Below are 21,221 nucleotides of genomic sequence, written 5' to 3'. Positions count from 1 at the left end.
CACGGGGTTGAGGCGGTACGCGCGCTCCGACGAAGGGGGGGATAACCCGAAGGGAAGACTACGGATGCCTCGGGCGCGCGGAGCGCCGCGCGCGCCTACCGTAAGGGGCATGACCTCCTCGGACTCTCCTCCCGTCCGCCCGGTGACGCGGCCGGCCCAGGTGGCGGGCGCGATCGCGCAGCTCGCCGCACTCGGTGTCGTCGGCGCCGCAGCCTTCTCGCTGCTGTTCACGCTGCTGGGACTGGGTATCGGGCTCGTGTTCGTGCTCGGCATCGGCCTCGTGGTGCTCGTCGGGCTCGTCTATGCGCTGTTCGCGCTCGGCTGGCTCGAGACGGCGCGCGTCGATGGCCTGTACGGGTTCGGCATCCCCGCACTGCGCCCCCGTTCGAGCGGACGCCCCGGGTTCGGCGGCTTCCTCCGCACGCTGTGGATGCAGACCATCGACCCCGCCACGTGGCGCGCGATCGCCGACCTCGCGATCGCGACGATCCTCGGCTGGGTCGTGGTCGCCCTCGCCGGCCTTCTGGTCTCGGGCGCCGTCCTCGCGTTCGCGCCGCTGTTCGCGGACGCGAACTCGGTGCGGCTCGCGCGCACCGGCATCGAGGTGCCCCTCGCGTGGGCCGTTCCGGTGGGTGTCTTCGCGGTGCTCTTCTCCGCCGCGGCCCTCATCGGTCTCGGTGTGCTGCACGGCATCATCGCCCGGGCGATCATGGTCCCTTCGCGTGAGGCGCAGCTCGCCGCCGCGGCACGGATGTCGAGCCAGCAGCACGCGGGTGCGGTCCGCGCCGCCGATGTCGAGCGCACGCGTATCGAGCGCGACCTCCACGACGGCGTGCAGCCGCGGCTGGTGTCGGTGGGCATGACCCTCGGTCTCGCGCAGCAGAAGATCGATGCCGACCCGGAGGCGGCGAAGGCCCTCATCACCGAGGCGCACACCTCGACCAAGGCGGCCATCACCGAACTGCGGCAGCTCGCCCGCGGCATCCACACCTCCGTCCTCGACGATCGGGGACTGGATGCCGCCATCTCGGCCCTCGTCGCACGCTCGGTGGTTCCCGTGCAGACCGACGTCCGGCTCGACGGCCGGTGCAGCCGTGACACCGAGGCCGCGGCCTACTTCGTGATCGCCGAGGCGCTCACCAACGCCGCCAAGCACTCGCGGGCGACCGAGGTGCGCGTGGTCGCACGACTGCGCGAGCCGGGCACGCTGTGGGCCCGGGTCGAGGACAACGGCGTGGGCGGAGCACGGGTCATCCCCGGCGGCGGCCTCGACGGCATCGTCAACCGCGTGCTCGCAGCCGGCGGCGAAGCCCGCATCGACAGCCCTGCCGGGGGGCCCACGAGCGTGGAGGTGACCATCCCGTGCGCATCCTGATCTGCGAGGACTCGGCGCTGCTGCGCGCCGGCCTGGTGCGGGTGCTCGAAGACTCCGGCCACGAGGTGGTCGCCGCCCTCCCCGACGCCTCGCGTCTGGACGAGACAGTGGACGAGACCGCGCCGGACCTGTGCATCCTCGACGTGCGGCTGCCGCCGACGTGGATCGACGAGGGCATCCGTGCAGCGTTGTCGCTGCGGGCGCGACTGCCCGAGCTCGCGGTGCTGGTGCTGTCGCAATACGTCGAGGAGCGGTACGCCGCCGACCTCATCGCGTCCAGCGGCGGGGCGCTCGGCTACCTCCTCAAGGACCGCGTCGCCGACGTCGCCGACTTCCTCGAGGCGATCGAGCGCATCGCCGCGGGCGCCACGGTGCTCGATCCCGAGGTCGTCGCGCAGCTGTTGAGCAGACGGACGCGGGACGAGCGGATGCTGCGCCTGACCGACCGCGAGGCCGCGGTGCTCGCGCTCATCGCCGAGGGGCGCTCCAACCAGGCCATCGCGAAGACGCTGCACGTGACGGAGGGCAGCGTCGAGAAGCACATCACCGCGGTGTTCCAGAAGCTGGACCTCGAACCCGACGAATCGGGCAACCGGCGCGTGCTCGCCGCGATCGCCCACCTCGAGCATGGCGGCCCGACATCGCCGCCCCCCACGACACCCGGCGGCCGCGGGCCGCAGACAGGAACGAACCGATGAGCACGACCCTGACCCCTCCTCCCGTGGTGCCCGAGCGCCCCGCCGAACCGCCCCGGCCGCCGTCGGGCGGCTCGCGCGCCGTCGCCATCGTCGTGATCGTGCTGGGCGGGCTCGTTCTGCTGGGCGCGACGATCTCGGCCGCCGTCGGCACCGTCGCCTCGGCATCCGTCCACACCTCGACTCGCACGCTCGCCGCGACCGGCGTCGAGGAGCTGGACATCGAGGCCGCCGCCGGCACGCTGCGCGTCGAGTTCACCGACGTGCAGGAGGCCGAGCTGGAGGTGACCAGCTCGTGGGACGCGGACGCATGGCGGCTCGAGCGCGACGGCGACACGCTCCACGTCGCCTCGCCCGACCGCTCCGGCTGGTTCGGCTGGCGCAGCTGGTTCGGGGACGGGGGAGCGGACGCCGTGCTGCGTCTGCCGAGCTCCCTCGCGGGGCTCGATGCGGACGTCTCGCTCGCCGCAGGCGAGTTCGTGACCGACGGCGAGTTCGGCGAGCTGGACCTGGAGCTGGCGGCCGGGGCGTTCGACGTGTCGGGCTCGGCCCGGTCGCTGAGCGCCGACGTCAGCGCCGGGCGCGGCACGCTCGAGCTCGAGGGCGTGCGTGAGGCCGACCTCACCGTGAGCGCCGGTTCGCTGGATGCCACCCTGACCGGCACGAAGCCCGACTCCGTCGAGCTCGGCGTGAGCGCGGGCTCGCTGCGGCTCACGGTCCCCGAGGGCGACTACGACGTGCGGTCGGACGTGTCGGCCGGCCAGTTCGACAACCGCATCGGCTCGACCCCCGGCGCATCGAGCACGATCAGCGTGCAGGTGTCGGCAGGCCAGGCCGTGCTGAAGTCCGGGCGCTGAGCCCCCATACCTGCCGCCTCGACGTCGACCCTTGCGCGCCGTCGAGCCGGCAGGTGAGGGTCAGGGGGACACGGATGCCGCGCCCGCGGCGAACCCCTCGGCATAGGCCTCGTCGGCGCCCAGGCGGAACATGTCGCGCTCGGACGGGCGCACGATGGACCGCGCGCCCGGCAGGTCGAGGGCGCCGACGAGGTCGGCGCGGCCGCGGACCACGGCGACCGGGAGTCGGGCCGCCTTGCCCTTCACGAGGTCGGCGGCGGCAGCCAGCTCGTCCCCGACGCACGGCATGGTCACCACGAGCGGGCGGCCCTCGGCATCCGTTCCCCCGCGGAGGTCCTCGAAGACCAGCACGCCGCCGGCGCCGATCGCGTGATCGGTCTGGCCCTCGCGCCAGGCGCGGCCGAGCGTGTCCGACACGATGACGCCGACCTCCACGCCCAGGCGCTCGCGCAGGCCCGCGGCGATCGCCCGTGCGGACGCGTCGGGGTCGAGCGGCAGCAGCAGCACCGTGCCCTCGGGGGTGTTCGAGGCGTCCACGCCGGCGGCCGCCGACACCATGCCCAGCCGGTTCTCGACGATGCGGGTCGTGGAGCCGTTGGGGGTGATGCGGGATGCCACGACCCTCACCGTCTCGGAGGTGATGGCGTCTTCGCGGTCGTCGGCCACGACGAAGCGGCCCTCCGCCTTCGACACGATCTTCGACGTGACCACGAGGATGTCGCCGTCCTGCAGATCGTCGCCGGCGGCGTGGGCGATGACGTCGACGAGGTCGCGGCCGGCCTCGATCTCGGGGATGCCCTCCAGGGGCCAGACGGTGAGCGCGGTGCGGGGCGGCATGCGTCCAGTCTTGCGGATGCTCGGACGCTCGGCGCGCCCGCGGCGGAGCATCCACGCCTGTCTCTTCTGGTTCGGGGCGCGATTCGTCGGTTGGGGCGCATCTGTCACGCCCCAACCGGCGGAATGCGCCCCGAACTCGGCGAACCGGGACTGTGCCGGCGCGGGTGAGAAACGACGAGGGGGCGTGACCGGCAGACCGGACACGCCCCCTCGAGGACAGCAGGATCAGCGCACGAAGCGCACCTCGGTGAGGGTCTCGCCGAGGAAGGGCTCGGTGTGCGAGGCCCCGTCGAGAGCGAACCCGTTGCGCGTATAGAACCGGTGCGCGCGGGGGTTGTCGTCGGCGACCCACAGGTACAGGCCCTCACCGGGCTCGACGACGGCGTCGAAGAGCCGCTGGCCGATGCCGGTGCCGTGGTGGGCGTCGAGCAGGTAGATGAAGTACAGCTCGCGGAACCGAGGGGCGTCCTTGTCGCGGGCGGGACCGGACCCCGCGAACCCGACGATCTCGCCGTTGACGAGCGCGGCGAACATCTTGAACTCGGGACCCTGGACGGCCCAGTGGGTCCAGAGCTCGGCGAGGCGCTTCGGTGAGACCGCTTCGAGGGCGGCCTTGCTGATGAGGTGGTCGTACGTCTCGTGCCAGGCGGTCGCGTGGACGCGACCGAGGGCCTCCGCGTCGACGTCGCGCACCGGACGGACGACGATGTCGGTCTGGGTTTCGGCTTCCATGGGCGAGACTCTACGCGCGTCGGGCCGAGACCCGAAATCCGTGGAACGCCGCGTGAACACGCTGTGACGAACGGATGCCGGAGCCCCGTCAGCCGGGCCGTCGACGACGTTCCTTCACCCCTGCATGTACGTATTCGACAAGCGAATCGGTGATCGGGTCGAGGATCGCTACCATCGCACCTCGTGAACGTGATGTGGCGCACCCTCCTCGTGATGCTGTCCGCGCGACAGCGCCTCCGCCGCGGCGGGCACCTGGCCCCGAACGGCATCAGCCGCATCCGGCTGACGACGCTCCCCACCGACATCGACCTGCTGCGTCACATGAACAACGGCCGCTATCTGTCGCTGTTCGACCTCGGCCGCTGGGATCTGCTGGTGCGGACGGGGCTGTGGGACGTCATGAAGGACCGCGGCTGGTATGCCGTGGTCTCCAGCGAGACGGTGACCTTCCGCAAGTCCCTGAACCTCTGGCATCGCTTCGACGTCGAGTCGCGCATGATCGGCCACGACGACAAGGCGGTCTACCTCGAGCATCGCGCCGTCGTCGACGGCGAGGTGTACGCCCGCGCCATCATCCGCGCGCGCATGATGAAGCGCACGGGCGGCACGCTGTCGCACGACGAGCTGTTCGCGGCCGTGGGGCGGCCGGAGGGCGTGCCCGAGGTCGACGCGTGGGTGCACGAGTGGGCGGCGGCATCCGCTCTTCCTCCCACGCGCGCGCAGGCGCCGAGCGTCTGGGGCTGAACCCGGTAGCGCACGCGAGGCCCCGACGCAAGCCGTTTGCCCGACGCCGATGCGTGCGGTTGCGTAGACGGTCCGAGCGCGGGCGACCTGCCGGCGCGGGAGGGGAAGGAGTGCGCCATGGACCGGAGCACCCTGATCTGGATCATCGTGGGCATCGTCGTGCTGCTCGTCGTCGTGGCGGCGGCGCTGCTGCTCACGGCGCGCGGGCGACGCGAGCGCCGTATGGAGCACCAGCACGACCGGGCGGAGAAGCTGCGCGCAGACGCGCGTGAGACGCAGCTGCAGGCCCGCGAGCACGAAGCGGAGGCGGCGCGCGCCCGCGCGGACTCCGCAGCCGCGACCGCGGCCGCGGAATCGGCGAAGGCCCGCGCGGCCGAGGCCTCCATCGACGCCGAACGCCGGGCCGCGACGATCGACGACCATCGCGCCGAGGCCGAGAGCCTGCGTGAGCGCCAGGCAGAGACGCTGCGCAAGGCCGACGACGTCGATCCCTACGTCGATGCCGACGCCGGCGAGCAGGCGCCGATGCGCCGCTCCGCGTCGACCGATCCGCGCGAGGCCGATGCCCCTCGCGTCGCGGTCGGCGACGGGATGACCGCGGACGGCCGTCCCGTCGCGGACGAGCGCGCCCGGCAGGACCGGGACGAGGTCGCGCCGCCCACCCGGGCCGATCGCGGCTGACCCGCGGATGCCGCCGGCCCGCCCCGAGCTACGGCCGCGGGTGGGCCGGCACCGTCGGGAACGCGTCGCGCAGGGCGCGACGGACCTCGAGGATGCCGGCACGCTCCCGTGAGGCGGCGCGCTGCGCCGTGAAGACCTCGCGTGCGGGCCTGCCCGGCAGGTCCACCAGCGACACCGGCGCGGGCGAGCCCGCCCACAGCAGGTCCGGGAGCACGGCGACCGCCCGCCCCGCGGCGACCAGCCGCGCGTGGGCGGAGAGGTCGGCGAGCTCGTACCGCACGTCGGGCTCGAACCCCGCCGCCCGGCACTGCTGCACGGCCCACAGCTGCGCGGCGGTGCCGGCGGGCTCCATCACCCACGGCCGCGCGCGGAGGTCTGCCAGCGAGCGGACGGGGTCGCCGGATGGCACGGCCAGACGGATCGGGTCGGTGCCGAGGGTCTCGCGCTCGAGGCCCGCGACGTGGGGCCTCGTGTGGCCGGGGTACTGCTCGGCGATCACGAGGTCGACGCCCCGGGCCTCGAGTTCGAACAGACCGAGTTCCGGCGCCATCTCGACCAGCTCGACGCGCAGCGCGGGCGCGCGGTCGGCCAGCAGCCCCAGCGCGGTCGGGACGATCGCCAGCGCCGCGGTCTGCATCACCGCGACCCGCACCGGCGCGAGCCCCGGGTGCAGCGACTCCAGTTCGCCGCGCGCCTGCTCGTCGAGATCGAGCGCGCGGGCCGCGTGCGCGGCGAGGACCCGACCGTGCTCGGTGAGCCGCACGCGCCTCCCGTCGGGCACCAGCAGCGCGACGCCGGCCTCCTTCTCGAGCTGGGCGAGCTGCTGCGAGATCGTCGACGGACTGTACGAGAGGGCCTGCGCCACGGCCGCGAGGGTGCCGCGCAGGGCGAGCTCGTGGAGCAGTCGCAGTCGTCGCAGCTCGAACATCGGCATCCCATCGAGAATCTCGAACGATATCGATCGTAGATGATCGCTTTTCACGAATGAATGGATGCCTCACCCTGGACTCCATGCAGCACGTGCAGCACATTGGGGTGCAGTCTGGAAGCACCGAGATCTTCGACGGGACATCTGGAGTGCGAATGGAAGACGGACCGGACGGGCGCCTCGCCGACGAGGCGGTGGCGCTGGCTCAGCGGTGGACGGTGGAAAGCGCCGAGGTCGAGGCCGATCCCGCCGCCGAACGGCTCGCGGGCGTGCTGAAGGACCCCAACGGACTTCCGTTCACGATCGGGTTCGTCGACGGCGTGATGCGCCCCGAGAGCCTGTCGGCCGCGGCATCCCACCTCCACCGCGTCGCGCCGCTCGTGCCCGACTTCCTGCCCTGGTACCTGCGCGGCGCCGTACGCGTGGGCGGCGTGGTCGCCCCGGTGCTGCCGACGCCGGTGGTGCCGATCGCCCGCCGCGTGCTGCGCGAGATGGTCGGGCACCTCGTCGTCGACGCGCGACCCGACAAGCTCGGCCCGGCGATCGCCACGCTGCGTGAGAGCGGCGCGCGGCTGAACCTGAACCTGCTCGGCGAGGCCGTGCTCGGCGAGGACGAGGCGCTGCGGCGGCTGAAGGGCATCCACGAGCTCATCCGCCGGCCCGACGTGGACTACGTCTCGGTGAAGGTCTCGGCCATCGCGAGCCACATCTCGATGTGGGCGTTCGACGAGGTCGTCGATAAGGTCGTCGAGCGCCTGCGTCCGCTCTACCTGACCGCAGCCTCCGACGGCACGTTCATCAACCTCGACATGGAGGAGTACCGCGACCTCGACCTCACGATCGCGGTGTTCACGCGGCTGCTCGAGGACCCGCGGCTGAGGCTGCTCGAGGCGGGCATCGTGCTGCAGGCCTACCTGCCCGACGCCCTCCCGGCGCTCCAGCAGCTCACGGCGTGGGCGCAGCAGCGCGTCGCCGCCGGCGGCGCACGCATCAAGGTGCGGCTCGTGAAGGGCGCGAACCTCGCGATGGAGCGGGTGGATGCCGTCATGCACGGGTGGACGCTCGCCACCTACGGGGCGAAGGTCGACTCCGACGCGAACTACATCCGCTGCCTGCGCTTCGCGCTGCGCGGCGAGAACGCCGCCGCCGTGCGCATCGGCGTCGCCGGGCACAACCTCTTCGACATCGCGTACGCGTGGCTGCTCGCCGGCGCGACCGGTGTGCGCCCCGCCGTCGAGTTCGAGATGCTCCTCGGCATGGCCCAGGGCCAGGTCGCCGCCGTCACCCGCGAGGTCGGACATGTGCTGCTGTACGTGCCGGTGGTGCGCCCCGACGAGTTCGACGTCGCCATCAGCTACCTGGTCCGGCGTCTGGAGGAGAACGCGTCCAGCGACAACTTCCTCTCCGCCGCGTTCGACCTCGTCGACGACCCGTCGATGTTCGCGCGCGAACGCGACCGGTTCCTCGCCTCGCTGACCCGCGCCGACGACCCCGCCCTCGAGACCGGTGCGCGGCGTGTGCAGGACCGGGGCGCGACGCCCACGACTCCCGCCGAGTCGCCCCGTGCCCAGGCGCGGCTGCGCCGTGCGGCGGCGTCCAGCGAGGACGCCGGGCTCACTCAGGCCGTGATGGGCATCGCGCGTTCGGCCGCGGCGACCGACACGGCCCCGGTCGAACGGGCCGTTCCCGAGCAGGTGTTCGCCGCCGATGCGTTCGTCGAGACCGCCGTGTTCGCGCCGCGCGAGACCGCGCCGGCGGCCGGGGCCCCGGGCTTCCGCAACGCCGCCGACAGCGATCCGGCGCTGCCGGGCAACCGTGCATGGGCCCGCGGCATCCTGTCGCGGATCGAGACCTCTGTCGCCGGCGACGCGACCGTCGCCGCGGCACGGATCACCGACGAGCCGACGCTCCAGGGCGTGATCGGGCGGGTGAGGGATGCCGCCGCCGTGTGGGGTGCGCTGCCCGCGGCCGATCGCGGGCTCGTGCTCGCCGCGGCCGCACGCGCGCTCGAGGCCCGTCGCGGGGAGCTCATCGAGGTCGCGGCGTCCGAGACGGGCAAGGTGTTCGCCGAGGCCGACGTCGAGGTCAGCGAGGCCGTCGACTTCGCCAACTACTACGCGGCCACCGCGCGCGAGCTCGACCGCGTGAGCGGTGCTGTGTTCGAGCCGGCGCGGCTGACCGTGGTCACGCCGCCGTGGAACTTCCCGATCGCGATCCCCGCGGGCGGCGTGCTCGCCGCGCTCGCGGCGGGCTCGGGCGTCGTGTTCAAGCCGGCCCCGCAGGCGCGACGCTGCGCGGCCGTCGTCGCCGAGGCGCTGTGGGAGGCGGGGGTGCCGCGCGAGGTGCTCGCACTCGTCGACATCGACGAGGGCGGCCTCGGGCGGACGCTCGTGTCGCACCCCGACGTGGACCGGGTGATCCTCACCGGGTCGTGGGAGACGGCGGCGCTGTTCCGCTCGTGGCGCCCCGACCTGCCGCTGCTGGCGGAGACCAGCGGCAAGAACGCGATGATCGTGATGCCCACCGCAGATCTCGACCTCGCGGCATCCGATCTCATCAAGAGCGCCTTCGGTCATGCCGGCCAGAAGTGCTCGGCGGCCTCGATCGCGATCCTCGTCGGCCCGGTGGGGCACTCGCAGCGCTTCGCGCGTCAGCTGGTGGATGCCGCCACCTCGCTGCGCGTCGGCCCGCCGTCCGATCCGCTCAGCGAGGTCGGGCCGATCGTCGAGCCGCCGCGCGGCAAGCTCGCATGGGCGCTCACGACGCTCGAGGAGGGCGAGGCGTGGCTCGTCGAGCCCAAGCCCATGGACGCCGGACCCGAATACACCGGACGCCTGTGGAGCCCCGGCATCCGCACCGGCGTGCAGCCGGGCTCCCGCTTCCACCGCGAGGAGTTCTTCGGGCCGGTGCTCGGCATCATGCACGCAACGTCGCTGTCGCACGCGATCGAGCTGCAGAACGCCGTCGACTACGGCCTGACCGCGGGCCTGTACACGCAGGACCCCGCAGACCTCGCGACGTGGCTGGACCGCGTCGAGGCCGGCAACCTCTACGTGAACCGCGGCATCACCGGCGCGATCGTGCAGCGCCAGCCGTTCGGCGGCTGGAAGCGGTCGTCGGTGGGAGCCGGAGCCAAGGCCGGCGGGCCCAACTACCTCGTCGGGCTCGGCCGCTGGCGTGCGACGTCGGGCGCCCCGGCGTCGGCGACGCTGCACCTGCGCGGACTCGACAGCCGCATCGCATCGGTCATCGAGGCGGCCCAGCCGTCACTGGACTACGAGGCGTTCGAGTGGCTGCGTCGCGGCGCGCTCTCGGACGCCATCGCGTGGGATCGCGAGTTCGGGCAGGTCAAGGACGTCTCGGCGCTCGGTGTCGAGCGCAACCTGTTCCGGTACCGGCCGATCTCCTCGGTGGCGCTGCGCGCGACGGCGGATGCCTCGTGGCAGGCGGTGCTGCGCGCTGTCATCGCCGGCATCCGCGCGGGATCGACGCTCACGCTGAGCGCGCCGGTCGGCCTTCCGGCCGCGGTGCGCCGCGTGCTCGCGGACGACGGCGTCGCGGTCTACGTCGAGACCGACGAGCAGTGGATCGAACGCCTCACCGCCGTCGACCTGGTGGCAGCCGTCGCCGACGCCGATCCCTCGCCGCGGCCGTCGCGCGTGCGCCTCATCGGCTCGGCCGACTCTGTCGCAGACCTGCACGGCCGTGTCGCCGACGCGTTCGGGGGAGACCCCGATCTCGCGATCTACGACAACGAGGTGACCACCGCCGGGCGGCTCGAGCTGCTCCCGTTCCTGCACGAGCAGTCCGTGACCATCACGGCGCACCGCTTCGGCAACCCCGACAACTGGTCGGAAGCCGTCATCTGACGGGATCCATCCGGTGTCAGCCCCAGAAGTCGAGCAGGCCCGGGCCGAGCGACAGACCCTGGTCGTACCCGGCCCGCGCGGCTGCTGGACGCAGCGCCGGGTTCATCGCGTTCACGCCGAACAGGTGGTCGGCGTCGGCGTCGGGGGTGATCGCCTCGACCCGGCTGCCGCCCGCGCGCAGGTCGTCGATCTGCGTGGCGAGATCCAGTCGCCAGGCCGCAGGGGTCCGGGTCCTTCCGCCGAACGGCGAGAGCGAGAGCACCCGCGCGTACCCGGCCGCGAGGTCGGCGTTGTCGGCGTTCGAACGGTAGCCGCCATCGATGTACGCGGCGTCGCCGATGCGGTACGCGACGGAGCTCGAACAGCTGGCGGCCACCGCGTCGGCGAGGTCGATGCCGCTGTCGCGATCGAAGACGACGGGCTCACCGGTGGCGGCGTCCACGGCCGTGATGAGTACGCGCTGCGCGGGCCACTGCTGACGCGGGAGGCGCGCTGCGACCGTGCTGCGCCAGCGCGCGGAGAAGTCCGGCACGGCGTCTGCAGCGAGGGCGGCGGCGCCCATGCGGCGGCGCATGTCGGCGGCATCCGTCGCGGCGGCGAGGATCGCATCCGCCCGCTCGAGATGGCTCGAGACGGCGCGGGAGGGCGCCGGTGCGCCGGCGGGCCGCGGCGGGCGCGGGGGAATCGTGGCGGTGAGGATGTCGGCGAGCAGTGCGGCCGGTGCGGCCCCGGTGATCTGGGCCGCCGCGGTGGACCCGGCCGAGGTGCCGATGATCGCATCGGCCGCCGTCGCGTCCAGCCCGGCGTCGGCGAGGCCGGCGATGACGCCGATCAGCCAGGCGTTGCCGGTGGATCCGCCGCCGCCGAGCACCAGTGCCCGACCGGACGGGGAAGAGGAGGGAGTCGTGTTCATGGGAGTCGCCTTTCGCGAGTGCGTGCGGGGCGCTCCGGGTGGCGACTAGCTCTGTCGCGCGATCGTGCGCTGCGGGGGAGCACCCCATGCTGTCTGTGCGTTCATGGGTCTCACCTCCTGCGGTCGGGTCACGATCGCCACGACGCTAGCACGCGGAGGCTGGCCGCGTACGGAGTGTAAAGAATTCTTGACAGTCGGCTCCCCGCGGCGTAGCGTCGGTGTCAAGAATCTTTTACAGGCGGGAGGGGTCATGGTCTACGAGGAGCGCAACATCTGGTCGAGTCTCATCGTCAGCGTGCTCGGGGTGATCGTGTACGTCGGGCTCGTGCTGCAGCAGGCGGGCGGCGGGTCGCTCACCGACGTCGACTGGGTGCCCCTCATGCTCTGGACGATCGGCGCGAGCATCGTGGCGGCGATCGTCGTCAGCATCGTGTGGGGGATCCTCGCGGGAATGCGAGACCCCGACGGCGTCGGCAAGAGCGATCAGCGCGACCGCGACATCGCCCGCATGTCCACGCGGGTGGGGCAGGCCTTCCTCGTGATCGCGGGGCTCGGCGTCATCCTGCTGTGCGCACTCGAAGCCGACTGGTTCTGGATCGCGAACACGATGTTCTTCGGCTTCGCACTGTCGTCGATCATCGGCGGCGTGGCGAGCGTCATCGCCTACCGGCGAGGACTCGTCTGATGGTCAAGCCCACCCGGGTCACCAACTCGATCCGCGCCGTCCGCGAGGCCGCCGGGATGACCCAGGCGGACCTCGCCCGCCGCGTCGGCGTGACGCGGCAGACCCTCATCGCCATCGAGCAGGGCCGCTACTCGCCCACGCTCGAGCTGGCCTTCCAGCTGAGCCGCGCCTTCGGCGTCGGGCTCGACGACCTCTTCGACTACCCGGAGGAATGACATGTCCGACGACACCCGTGCGGGCCTGCGCACCGACACGATGCCGGCATGGCGTCAGGACGCCTACGGCGGCCCCGAGGTCGTGCGCCTCACCGACGTCGAGGTGCCCGCGCCGGGCCGCGGGGAGGTGCTGCTCCGGCTGCGCGCGACCGGGCTCAACAACGGCGACATCCGCGTCATGCGCGGCGAACCGCTGCTCGTCCGCGTCGCGTTCGGTCTGCGCCGGCCACGGCAGCCGGTGCGGGGGATGGATGCCGCAGCCACCGTGGTCGCCCTGGGCGCGGGTGTCACCGACCTGGCGGTCGGGGACGAGGTCGTCGGGGAGCTTCCCGGCGGCGGTGGCCTCGCGCAGTACGCCGTCGCTCCGGCGGCGCGGCTGGTGCCGCGCCCGCCGGGCCTGGACCCGGTCGTGGCCGCGGCGCTGCCCGTCGCCGGTGGCACCGCATGGCAGGCGCTCGAGCTCGCCGGCGTGACGGGCGAGAGCGGCGGCGCTCGGGAGCGCCTGCGGGTGCTCGTCATCGGGGCGTCCGGCGGGGTCGGCGCGTTCGCGGTGCAACTGGCCGCGATGCGCGGAGCCGAGGTGTGGGCGCTGTGCGGCGAGCGCAATCGGGTGCTCGTGGATGGCCTGGGCGCGGTGCGCACGTTCGACTACCGGAAGGTGCGGCCGGGGTCGCCCGAGCTCCCGCCCAGCACGTTCGACGCCGTCGTCGACATCGCCGGCACCGCGGCGCTGCGCGCCCTGCAGCAGCTCGTGCACGACGGCGGGCGCGTCGTGCTCGTGTCGGGGGAGGGCGGGCGCGTGCTGGGTCCTCTCGGGCGCATGGCCGGCGCCGCGCTGCGCTCGCTGGGCTCCAAGCGCCCGTTGCGCGCGCTCGCGGCGACGGCGAAGCCCGACGTGCTGACGCAGCTGCTCGCCCTGTCGGCGACCGGCTCCCTGCGGCCGGTCATCGAGCGCCGCTTCGCGTTCGGCGAGGCCGCCGACGCGCTCGCCCACCTCGCCGCCGGCCACGCGGTCGGCAAGACGGTGGTCCTCGCGGCGCCGTGACCCGCGTTCGCGGCATCCGTTGTCCGGGATATCCAGGCGGCTCCCAGGCTCCATGAGACAATGGGTGAGGCGTGCCCGGTTGTCGGCTTCCGCAGCTCCGCCGGGCCTCTGGACAGCGTCCGCCGCGCCTCTACAGGAGCAAGATGTCCACGCAGAACCCCGCGCCCGCATCCGAGACCACTGCCGCGGCGACCGCCGGTCGCATCCAGCAGGTCCGCCGCTACCTGATGTGCCGCCCCGAGCACTTCACGGTGAGCTACACGATCAACCCCTGGATGGAGCCGGCGAACCCGACCGACACGGCGCTGGCCGTGCGCCAGTGGCAGGTGCTGTACGACACCTACCTCGCGCTCGGGCACGAGGTGCACCTCATCGACCCGATCGAGGGCCTGCCCGACATGGTGTACACCGCCAACGGCGGCTTCGTGATCGACAACGTCGCCTACGGCGCGAAGTTCCGCTTCCAGGAGCGCGTGCCCGAGGGGCCGGCGTTCATGGACTGGTTCCGCGACAACGGCTACGAGGTCGCCGAGCCCGTCGAGGTCAACGAGGGCGAGGGCGACTTCCTGCTGGTGGGCGACACGATCCTCGCCGGCACCGGGTTCCGCTCGACCGGCGACAGCCACCGCGAGCTCGCCGAGGTGTTCGGCAAGGAGGTCGTGAGCCTCAACCTCGTCGACCCGCGCTTCTACCACCTCGACACCGCGATCTCGGTGCTCGACCCGGTCGAGGGCCCCGGCGGCGTCGAGAAGGCGAACATCGCCTACCTCGAGCACGCGTTCGACGAGCGCAGCCAGGCGATCCTCTCCGAGCGCTACCCCGACGCGATCAAGGTCGCCGACGAGGACGGCGCCGTGTTCGGCCTCAACTCGGCCAGCGACGGCCTCAACGTCATCATCTCGCCGCGTGCGAAGGGCTTCGAGGCGCAGCTGCGCGAGCGTGGCTACAACCCGGTGCTCGTCGACCTGTCCGAGCTGCTGCTCGGCGGCGGCGGCATCAAGTGCTGCACGCTCGAGCTGCGGCGCTGACCGAGCGGAAAGAGGAGCATCATGACCGCCACCCCCACTCCGCTCGACACCGCGATGGCGCAGATCATCGCCGGTGAAGAGGAGCACGTCGCCCACAACTACCACCCGCTTCCGGTGGTGATCTCGCGCGGCGAGGGCGCCTGGGTGACGGATGTCGAGGGCAAGCGGTACCTCGACCTGCTCTCGGCCTACTCCGCCCTGAACTTCGGCCACGGGCATCCCGCGATCCTCGCCGCCGCACAGGAGCAGCTGAACCGGCTGACGCTCACCAGCCGCGCGTACCACAACGACCGCCTCGGGCCCTTCGCCGCCGCGCTCGCCGAGCTGTGCGGCAAGGACCTCGTGCTGCCGATGAACACCGGCGCCGAGGCCGTCGAGACCGGTATCAAGGTCGCGCGGGCGTGGGGCTACCGCGTGAAGGGCGTGGCGCCCGACGCCGCGAAGATCGTCGTCGCGCACGGCAACTTCCACGGCCGCACCACGACGATCGTCGGCTTCAGCGACGACCCCGACGCGCGCGGCGACTTCGGGCCGTTCACGCCCGGTTTCGCCTCGGTGCCGTTCGGCGACGCCGCCGTGATCGACGCGGCGATCACCGCCGACACCGTCGCGGTGCTCATCGAGCCGATCCAGGGCGAGGCCGGCGTCGTCGTCCCGCCCGAGGGCTACCTGCAGAAGGTTCGCGAGATCTGCACCCGCCGCGGCGTGCTGTTCATCGCGGACGAGATCCAGTCCGGCCTCGGCCGTGTCGGCGAGACGTTCGCGTGCGATCGCGAGGGCGTCGTTCCTGACGTGTACCTGCTCGGCAAGGCGCTGGGCGGCGGCATCCTTCCGCTGTCGGCCGTCGTCGCCGACCGCGACGTGCTGGGCGTCATCCGTCCCGGCGAGCACGGCTCGACCTTCGGCGGCAACCCGCTGGCCGCGGCCGTCGGCCTGCGCGTGGTCGAGATGCTGCGGACCGGCGAGTTCCAGAACCGCGCGAAGCTGCTCGGCGAGCACCTCGAAGGCACGCTCCAGGAGCTCGTGGGCAACGGCGTGACCGCCGTGCGCATCGCCGGCCTGTGGGCAGGCGTCGACATCGATCCTGCCGTCGGCACGGGTCGTGAGATCGCCGAGCGGCTCATCGCGCGCGGCGTGCTCGTCAAGGACACGCACGGCCAGACCATCCGCATCGCGCCGCCGCTGGTCGTCCGCGCGACCGAGCTGGACTGGGCGGTCGAGCAGCTGCGGGTGGTGCTCGCCGGCTGAGGTCTGCGGAGCCCTGCAGCCGCCGGCTCGTGGCGATCAGCTTCTGCATTGCGACGCGACCGCTCCCCGGACCTGAGGACACGGAGAGGTCGCCGCCGCGACGGCGTCGCTCAATCGAAGACCGTCACCGTTCGCCAGTGCCAGCCGGTGGCCCCGTCGGGGGCCGGCGGCGCTGTGTCCTCCGTCTGCACCTCGCCTGCCTTGCTCGTCGCGCGACACTGGATGACGTGGTCGCCCGTGGTGGCGGCCCAGGGGGTGCTCCATTGCACCCACGTGTCGTCGGAGATCGCGCTGGCGAGCGTCGCCGGCATCCACTCGCCCTCATCGATCCGCACCTCGACGCTCTCGATGCCCACCTGCTGCTGCCACGCGACGCCGGCGATCACCGCCTGCCCGGCCTTGAGCCCCTGCCCCTTGCGCGGGACGTCGATGCGCGACTCGAGCTTGATCGGCCCGCGCTCGGACCAGCCGCGGGTCGTCCAGTAGGCGGTCGCGTCGGCGAAGCGCGTCACCTCGAGATCGACGACCCACTTCGTCGCCGACACGTAGCCGTAGAGGCCCGGCACGACCATGCGCACCGGGAAGCCGTGCTCGAGCGGCAGGGGCTCGCCGTTCATCCCGACCGCCAGGATCGCGGCCCGGTCGTCGGTGAGCACCTCCAGCGGAGTGGATGCCGTGAACCCGTCGACGGACCTCGACAGCACCATGTCGGCGTCGGCGTCCGGCCGGGCACGCGCGAGCAGTTCGCGGATCGGGTAGCCGAGCCAGCGGGCGTTGCCGATGAGGGTGCCGCCCACCTCGTTCGACACGCAGGTGAGGGTCGTCCACGACTCCTCGAGGGGCAGCGCCAGCAGGTCGTCCCACGTCAGCTCGACCTCGTTCGCGACCTTGCCGTGGATGCGCAGCCGCCACTGCGACGGATCCACCTCCGGCACGACCAGGGCGGTGTCGATGCGGTAGAAGCTGTCGTTGGGCGTGACGACCCGCGCCAGTCCGGGGATGTCGAGCTCGGCCCCCTCGGGGACGGCGGATGCCGCCACCGCGGGTGTCGGCAGATGCAGCGCCCGCCGTGCCGCCGCAATGCCCGCCGAGGCCGTGGTCCGCAGGCTCCCGAAGACCGTCGCGAGGACCCCGGCGGCCACGGCGGTGCCCGCCCACGCGAGGAACACGCGCCGAGTCTGCGGCGCCGGCGTCGCAGCCGCCTCGGACGAACCGACCTCCGACGCAGCGGCGGCGGGGAGCGACAGCATCCGTGCCAGCATCCACAGCGCCACTGCGCCCGCCGCGCCCGCGACGGCCGCAGGCAGCCAGGCGAGGCCGCTCGCGCTCGGCCGCGTGACCGCGAGGATCGCGACGGCCACGCCGATGACGGCGACCAGTACGACGCCCCACGGCGGGAAGTGCACCTCGATCCATCCGGCGAGTGCGGCGAGCACGAGCAGGACCAGTGAGATCCCGATGAGGAGGGCCGCCTTGTCGCCGGTGCCGAACAGGGCGATCGCCGTGTCCTTCGCCCACGGCGGCGCGAGATCGATCAGTGTGGAGCCCACCACCGCGATCGGGCTCGACGCGGGGGCGACGAGCCCCGCGGTGAGCTCGCCCAGGCCCGTTCCGAGCACGACCGCCGCTACGCCTGCCACCCACGTCAGGGGGGCCGGGATGCCGCGGCCCGAGGCCTTCGCCGCCATGGTGCAAGAGTACGTCCGGTGGGCGGCCACAGGCAGGACGGCTCGGAAACACGAGCGCAACGAGCGCCGCATTAGGCTCATGGCATGGGTGATCTGTTCGACGGCTACGGCTCGACGCTGACGCCGCGCAAGACGCCCTCGGGTGTGCCCGCGTTCGACGAGATGTTCGGGAGCCCCGCTCACCCGGGCGCCCCCGCCGAGTCGCGCGAGGCCTATCGAGAGCTGTACCAGGCGCTGGCCCAGATGACCCAGGAGGAGCTGCGCGGCCGCACCGATTCGCTGGCCAGTTCGTACCTCGCGCAGGGCGTCACGTTCGACTTCGCGGGGGAGGAGCGCCCCTTCCCGCTGGATGCCGTACCCCGCGTGATCACGTACGACGAGTGGTCGCGCATCGAGGCGGGCGTCAAGCAGCGCGTGCGGGCGCTGGAGGCGTTCCTCGACGATGCGTACGGGCACCAGTTCTGCGTGCGCGACGAGGTGCTGCCGGCGGGACTCATCGCGTCGAGCCAGTACTTCTACCGCCAAGCAGCCGGCATCCAGTCCGCCAACGGGGTGCGGATCCAGGTGTCGGGCATCGATCTCATCCGCGACGAGCACGGCGAGATGCGGGTGCTCGAAGACAACGTGCGCGTGCCGTCGGGCGTCAGTTACGTCATCTCGAACCGCCGTGTCATGGCGCAGACCCTGCCCGAGCTGTTCGTGTCGATGCGGGTGCGCCCGGTGGGCGACTACCCGAACAAGCTGCTGGCGGCGCTGCGGGCCTCGGCGCCGGCCGGCATCGAAGACCCCAACGTCGTGGTGCTCACCCCCGGCGTGTACAACTCGGCGTACTTCGAGCACACGCTGCTGGCGCGCCTCATGGGCGTCGAGCTCGTCGAGGGCCGCGACCTGCTGTGCGTGGGCGGCAAGGTCTTCATGCGCACTACGCGCGGACCCAAGCGCGTCGACGTCATCTACCGTCGTGTCGACGACGACTTCCTCGACCCGCTGCAGTTCCGTGCCGACTCGATGCTCGGCGCTCCCGGGCTCATGCTCGCGGCGCGCCTGGGCAACGTCACGATCGCCAACGCGGTGGGCAACGGCGTGGCCGACGACAAGCTGCTCTACACGTACGTGCCCGACCTCATCCGCTACTACCTGGCGGAGGAGCCCATCCTCAAGAACGTCGACACGTGGCGCCTGGAAGACCCGAACGCCCTCGAAGAGGTGCTCGACCGGCTCGACGAGCTCGTGGTGAAGCCGGTCGACGGCTCGGGCGGCAAGGGACTGGTCGTAGGGCCGGATGCCTCGCCCGCCGAGCTCGAGAAGCTCCGCCAGCGCCTGCTCGCCGACCCGCGCGGCTGGATCGCGCAGCCCGTGGTCATGCTCTCGACGATCCCCACCCTCGTGGAGGACGGCATGCGTCCGCGCCACGCCGACCTGCGGCCCTTCGCGGTCAACGACGGCGAGGACGTGTGGGTGCTCCCCGGCGGGCTCACCCGCGTCGCACTGCCCGAGGGGCAGCTCGTCGTGAACTCCAGCCAGGGCGGCGGCTCGAAGGACACCTGGATCGTCGGCGGCTCCGCGCCCTCCCAGGTCGAGTACGGCCAGAGCCAGACCGTCGCCGACCTCGTCGCCGATCAGGCGGCCACCGTCACCGCGGCCGTGCCGGTCATCTACGACGCCCAGACCGAGCCCCTGCACTCGCCGCAGGACCGCCCGCGCTCCCGCGTCGAGCAGGTCGAGCAGCAGCAGCAGTCCGCATCCGATGACGTTTCGTCTCGCTTCGCTCGCTCAACGACCGTGGATCCGGTTGAGCGAGCGAGGAACGAGCGAGACGAAGCGCGCCGAGTCGTCGAGGACACCTCATGCTGAGCCGCATCGCCGAGTCGCTGTTCTGGATCGGGCGCTACATCGAGCGCAGCGACGGCACCGCCCGCATCCTCGACGTGCACCTGCAGCTCCTCCTCGAGGATCCGTGGATCGACGAGGACACCGCGTGCCGGTCGCTGCTCAGCGTCATGGGATCGGCCCCGCCCGAAGGCGTGGAGCAGGTGCGCCGCGAGGACGTGCTGGCCCGTCTCGCCGTGGACCGCATGAACCCGTCGAGCATCGCCTACGCGCTCACCGCCGCCCGCGAGAACGCCCGCCGCGCGCGCGAGATCGTCTCGACCGAGCTGTGGGAGACCCTCAACACCACGAGCGCACGGATGCCGCGACGTCTGCAGAACGACCGCGTGCACGAGTTCTTCCAGTGGGTGCGCGAGCGCGCGGCACTCGCCGTGGGCATCGTCGACTCCTCGACGAGCCGCGACGAGGCGTGGCAGTTCTTCACCCTCGGACGCAGCATCGAGCGCACCGACATGACGGCGCGCCTGCTCGCGACGCGCTCGCTCACCGAGGCATCCGGTCCCTCGTGGACGACCATCCTCCGCTCGTGCGGCGCCTACGAGGCGTACCTGCGCACCTACCGGGGCATGCCGAGCGCGCGCAACGCGGCCGAGTTCCTGCTGCTGGACCGCCTCTTCCCCCGCTCGATCATCTACTCGATCCAGCGCGCCGAGGAGTGCATGAGCGCCATCGACCCCCGTGCGGATCGCGTCGGCCACTCCAACACCGTGCTGCGAGCGCTCGGGCAGATCCGCAACGACCTCGAGTACCGGCCGATCTCCGAGATCCTCGGCGAACTGCCGACGCACATGGACCGCGTGCAGACGGTCACGCGCGAGGCGTCCGAAGCCATCCGCGGGCGGTTCTTCCCGACGCAGGCCGAGCCCAGCTGGATCGGAGAGATCTCATGATGGTTCGTCACGCTCACCAACCGGGGGGCCGCTCCCGCAAGCGGGAGCGCAGCGCATGAAGAGACTGCGCATCGAGCACCAGACCGGCTTCAGCTATCACGGCGACGTGACCGCGTCCTACAACGAGGCGCGCATGCTGCCGGGCTCCACCGACAGCCAGTTCGTGCTCAACTCGTCGCTGGACATCGAGCCGTCCACGTCCGTCAACCAGTACGTCGACTACTTCGGCACGCGGGTCGCGGCGTTCGACGTGCTCTCGCCCCACTCGTCGCTGACGATCACCGCCCGCTCCCTCGTCGAGGTGCGCCCCCGGCCGCTCGAGCACATCGACATCACGTGGGACGACCTCGCCCGCGAGGCGAACCGCTCGCTCGAGACCGTCGAGCAGCTGTCGCAGACCGGGCGCACGCGTCCCCACCCTGAGGTCGTCGAGCTCGCGCGGTCGATCGCCGCGCAGCACGACCACCCCGGTCGTGCGGCGCACGCGATCGCGGTCGCCGTCGGCGACGCCGTCGAGTACATGTACGGCATCACCGGCGTCCACTCGACCGCCAGCGAGGCCTGGGAGGCGCGCAAGGGCGTCTGCCAGGACATGGCCCACATCGCCCTGGGCGCGCTGCGCGAGGTCGGCATCCCCGCTCGCTACGTCTCTGGCTACCTGCACCCGAGGCCGTCGGCCGAGGTCGGCGTCGCGGTGACCGGTGAGTCGCACGCATGGGTGGAGTGGTTCGCGGGCGAGTGGCAGGGCTTCGACCCCACCAACAACATCGAGATCGGCGACCGCCACGTGCTCGTCGGCCGCGGCCGGGACTACGGCGACGTGCCGCCGCTGCGCGGTGTCTACGCCGGTCCGTTCAAGTCGAACCTGCACGTCAAGGTCACGATCACCCGCGAGGCGTAG

At 72.3% G+C, this 21,221-nt stretch carries 19 protein-coding genes; 14 read left to right on the top strand and 5 right to left on the bottom strand.

Features of this window, described 5'->3' with window-relative positions:
- The first annotated feature begins 109 nt into the window (after positions 1-109).
- Genes AC1DDU_RS05050 through AC1DDU_RS05040 form a run of 3 tightly spaced genes read left to right on the top strand, consistent with a single transcriptional unit; the run spans position 110 to position 2,927 of the window.
- Positions 110-1,375 (top strand): sensor histidine kinase, encoded by a 1,266-nt coding sequence (locus AC1DDU_RS05050; protein ID WP_477431731.1) that lies wholly within the window; start codon positions 110-112, stop codon positions 1,373-1,375.
- Complete coding sequence (locus AC1DDU_RS05045) at positions 1,363-2,073, top strand: response regulator (protein WP_477431730.1); 711 nt, start codon at positions 1,363-1,365, stop codon at positions 2,071-2,073. The genes AC1DDU_RS05050 and AC1DDU_RS05045 overlap by 13 nt, the downstream gene beginning before the upstream one ends.
- A complete protein-coding gene (locus tag AC1DDU_RS05040) occupies positions 2,070-2,927 on the top strand; it encodes a DUF4097 family beta strand repeat-containing protein (protein WP_477431728.1) in 858 nt (285 codons plus the stop codon). Before AC1DDU_RS05045 ends, AC1DDU_RS05040 begins: the two co-directional genes overlap by 4 nt.
- Before the next feature lie 60 nt (positions 2,928-2,987).
- On the opposite strand, the gene cofE is transcribed toward AC1DDU_RS05040, so the two are convergent.
- A complete protein-coding gene (gene cofE / locus AC1DDU_RS05035) occupies positions 2,988-3,764 on the bottom strand; it encodes a coenzyme F420-0:L-glutamate ligase (RefSeq protein WP_477431726.1) in 777 nt (258 codons plus the stop codon).
- A 225-nt stretch (positions 3,765-3,989) separates the two neighbouring features.
- Entirely contained in the window at positions 3,990-4,496 is a 507-nt protein-coding gene (locus AC1DDU_RS05030) for an N-acetyltransferase family protein (RefSeq protein ID WP_477431724.1), read from the bottom strand.
- 183 nt (positions 4,497-4,679) lie between these two features.
- Here AC1DDU_RS05030 and AC1DDU_RS05025 point away from each other — a divergent pair, with 183 nt between their 5' ends.
- Together AC1DDU_RS05025 and AC1DDU_RS05020 are read left to right on the top strand one after the other, a co-directional pair.
- Complete coding sequence (locus tag AC1DDU_RS05025; RefSeq protein ID WP_477431722.1) at positions 4,680-5,240, top strand: thioesterase family protein; 561 nt, start codon at positions 4,680-4,682, stop codon at positions 5,238-5,240.
- Positions 5,241-5,357: 117 nt separating this feature from the next.
- A complete protein-coding gene (locus tag AC1DDU_RS05020; RefSeq protein ID WP_477431720.1) occupies positions 5,358-5,921 on the top strand; it encodes a hypothetical protein in 564 nt (187 codons plus the stop codon).
- A 28-nt stretch (positions 5,922-5,949) separates the two neighbouring features.
- Here AC1DDU_RS05020 and AC1DDU_RS05015 read toward each other — a convergent pair whose 3' ends face one another.
- On the bottom strand, positions 5,950-6,849 hold the full coding sequence (locus AC1DDU_RS05015; protein ID WP_477433429.1) for a LysR family transcriptional regulator: 900 nt from the start codon (positions 6,847-6,849) through the stop codon (positions 5,950-5,952).
- A 155-nt stretch (positions 6,850-7,004) separates the two neighbouring features.
- Between AC1DDU_RS05015 and AC1DDU_RS05010 the strand changes: the two genes are divergently transcribed.
- A complete protein-coding gene (locus tag AC1DDU_RS05010) occupies positions 7,005-10,718 on the top strand; it encodes a proline dehydrogenase family protein (protein ID WP_477431718.1) in 3,714 nt (1,237 codons plus the stop codon).
- A gap of 16 nt (positions 10,719-10,734) precedes the next feature.
- On the opposite strand, the gene AC1DDU_RS05005 is transcribed toward AC1DDU_RS05010, so the two are convergent.
- Positions 10,735-11,631: a patatin-like phospholipase family protein gene (locus AC1DDU_RS05005; protein ID WP_477431716.1), complete on the bottom strand. Its 897-nt coding sequence runs from the start codon at positions 11,629-11,631 to the stop codon at positions 10,735-10,737.
- Positions 11,632-11,881: 250 nt separating this feature from the next.
- Between AC1DDU_RS05005 and AC1DDU_RS05000 the strand changes: the two genes are divergently transcribed.
- From AC1DDU_RS05000 to rocD, 5 genes are all read left to right on the top strand, one after another.
- Positions 11,882-12,316: a hypothetical protein gene (locus AC1DDU_RS05000; RefSeq protein ID WP_477431714.1), complete on the top strand. Its 435-nt coding sequence runs from the start codon at positions 11,882-11,884 to the stop codon at positions 12,314-12,316.
- On the top strand, positions 12,316-12,531 hold the full coding sequence (locus AC1DDU_RS04995; RefSeq protein ID WP_477431712.1) for a helix-turn-helix transcriptional regulator: 216 nt from the start codon (positions 12,316-12,318) through the stop codon (positions 12,529-12,531). The genes AC1DDU_RS05000 and AC1DDU_RS04995 overlap by 1 nt, the downstream gene beginning before the upstream one ends.
- A 1-nt stretch (position 12,532) precedes the next feature.
- The gene (locus tag AC1DDU_RS04990; protein WP_477431710.1) at positions 12,533-13,576 is read left to right on the top strand and encodes an NAD(P)-dependent alcohol dehydrogenase; all 1,044 of its coding nucleotides are present in this window, start codon (positions 12,533-12,535) and stop codon (positions 13,574-13,576) included.
- Positions 13,577-13,719: 143 nt separating this feature from the next.
- Positions 13,720-14,604, top strand: a complete 885-nt coding sequence (gene ddaH / locus AC1DDU_RS04985) for a dimethylargininase (RefSeq protein WP_477431708.1) — start codon at positions 13,720-13,722, stop codon at positions 14,602-14,604.
- Between the two features lie 21 nt (positions 14,605-14,625).
- A complete protein-coding gene (gene rocD, locus AC1DDU_RS04980) occupies positions 14,626-15,852 on the top strand; it encodes an ornithine--oxo-acid transaminase (protein WP_477431706.1) in 1,227 nt (408 codons plus the stop codon).
- 110 nt (positions 15,853-15,962) lie between these two features.
- Here the strand turns inward: rocD and AC1DDU_RS04975 are convergent, their stop codons facing one another.
- A complete protein-coding gene (locus tag AC1DDU_RS04975) occupies positions 15,963-17,540 on the bottom strand; it encodes a molybdopterin-dependent oxidoreductase (RefSeq protein WP_477431704.1) in 1,578 nt (525 codons plus the stop codon).
- 84 nt (positions 17,541-17,624) lie between these two features.
- On the opposite strand from AC1DDU_RS04975, the gene AC1DDU_RS04970 reads away from it, so the two are divergent.
- From AC1DDU_RS04970 to AC1DDU_RS04960, 3 genes are read left to right on the top strand one after another with little or no spacing between them, the layout of a single operon-like run.
- The gene (locus AC1DDU_RS04970) at positions 17,625-19,394 is read left to right on the top strand and encodes a circularly permuted type 2 ATP-grasp protein (protein ID WP_477431702.1); all 1,770 of its coding nucleotides are present in this window, start codon (positions 17,625-17,627) and stop codon (positions 19,392-19,394) included.
- Positions 19,388-20,320: an alpha-E domain-containing protein gene (locus AC1DDU_RS04965; RefSeq protein ID WP_477431700.1), complete on the top strand. Its 933-nt coding sequence runs from the start codon at positions 19,388-19,390 to the stop codon at positions 20,318-20,320. The genes AC1DDU_RS04970 and AC1DDU_RS04965 overlap by 7 nt, the downstream gene beginning before the upstream one ends.
- Positions 20,321-20,375: 55 nt before the next feature.
- A complete protein-coding gene (locus tag AC1DDU_RS04960) occupies positions 20,376-21,221 on the top strand; it encodes a transglutaminase family protein (protein WP_477431698.1) in 846 nt (281 codons plus the stop codon).

Source organism: Microbacterium sp. 05T445 (genome assembly GCF_056395865.1).
Note: the sequence above shows the minus strand (reverse complement) of the source record. Positions and strands in the feature narration are given on the sequence as shown.

Excerpts from the sequence above, each read along its gene's own strand:
- AC1DDU_RS04990 (WP_477431710.1), top strand. The coding sequence starts at position 12,533 with ATGTCCGACGACACCCGTGCGGGCCTGCGCACCGACACGATGCCGGCA.
- ddaH (WP_477431708.1), top strand. The coding sequence starts at position 13,720 with ATGTCCACGCAGAACCCCGCGCCCGCATCCGAGACCACTGCCGCGGCG.
- AC1DDU_RS05040 (WP_477431728.1), top strand. The coding sequence starts at position 2,070 with ATGAGCACGACCCTGACCCCTCCTCCCGTGGTGCCCGAGCGCCCCGCC.
- AC1DDU_RS04995 (WP_477431712.1), top strand. The coding sequence starts at position 12,316 with ATGGTCAAGCCCACCCGGGTCACCAACTCGATCCGCGCCGTCCGCGAG.
- AC1DDU_RS05010 (WP_477431718.1), top strand. The coding sequence starts at position 7,005 with ATGGAAGACGGACCGGACGGGCGCCTCGCCGACGAGGCGGTGGCGCTG.
- rocD (WP_477431706.1), top strand. The coding sequence starts at position 14,626 with ATGACCGCCACCCCCACTCCGCTCGACACCGCGATGGCGCAGATCATC.
- AC1DDU_RS05005 (WP_477431716.1), bottom strand. The coding sequence starts at position 11,631 with ATGAACACGACTCCCTCCTCTTCCCCGTCCGGTCGGGCACTGGTGCTC.
- AC1DDU_RS04970 (WP_477431702.1), top strand. The coding sequence starts at position 17,625 with ATGGGTGATCTGTTCGACGGCTACGGCTCGACGCTGACGCCGCGCAAG.
- AC1DDU_RS05015 (WP_477433429.1), bottom strand. The coding sequence starts at position 6,849 with ATGTTCGAGCTGCGACGACTGCGACTGCTCCACGAGCTCGCCCTGCGC.
- AC1DDU_RS04960 (WP_477431698.1), top strand. The coding sequence starts at position 20,376 with ATGAAGAGACTGCGCATCGAGCACCAGACCGGCTTCAGCTATCACGGC.
- AC1DDU_RS05050 (WP_477431731.1), top strand. The coding sequence starts at position 110 with ATGACCTCCTCGGACTCTCCTCCCGTCCGCCCGGTGACGCGGCCGGCC.
- AC1DDU_RS05020 (WP_477431720.1), top strand. The coding sequence starts at position 5,358 with ATGGACCGGAGCACCCTGATCTGGATCATCGTGGGCATCGTCGTGCTG.
- AC1DDU_RS05000 (WP_477431714.1), top strand. The coding sequence starts at position 11,882 with ATGGTCTACGAGGAGCGCAACATCTGGTCGAGTCTCATCGTCAGCGTG.
- AC1DDU_RS05030 (WP_477431724.1), bottom strand. The coding sequence starts at position 4,496 with ATGGAAGCCGAAACCCAGACCGACATCGTCGTCCGTCCGGTGCGCGAC.
- cofE (WP_477431726.1), bottom strand. The coding sequence starts at position 3,764 with ATGCCGCCCCGCACCGCGCTCACCGTCTGGCCCCTGGAGGGCATCCCC.
- AC1DDU_RS04965 (WP_477431700.1), top strand. The coding sequence starts at position 19,388 with ATGCTGAGCCGCATCGCCGAGTCGCTGTTCTGGATCGGGCGCTACATC.
- AC1DDU_RS04975 (WP_477431704.1), bottom strand. The coding sequence starts at position 17,540 with ATGGCGGCGAAGGCCTCGGGCCGCGGCATCCCGGCCCCCCTGACGTGG.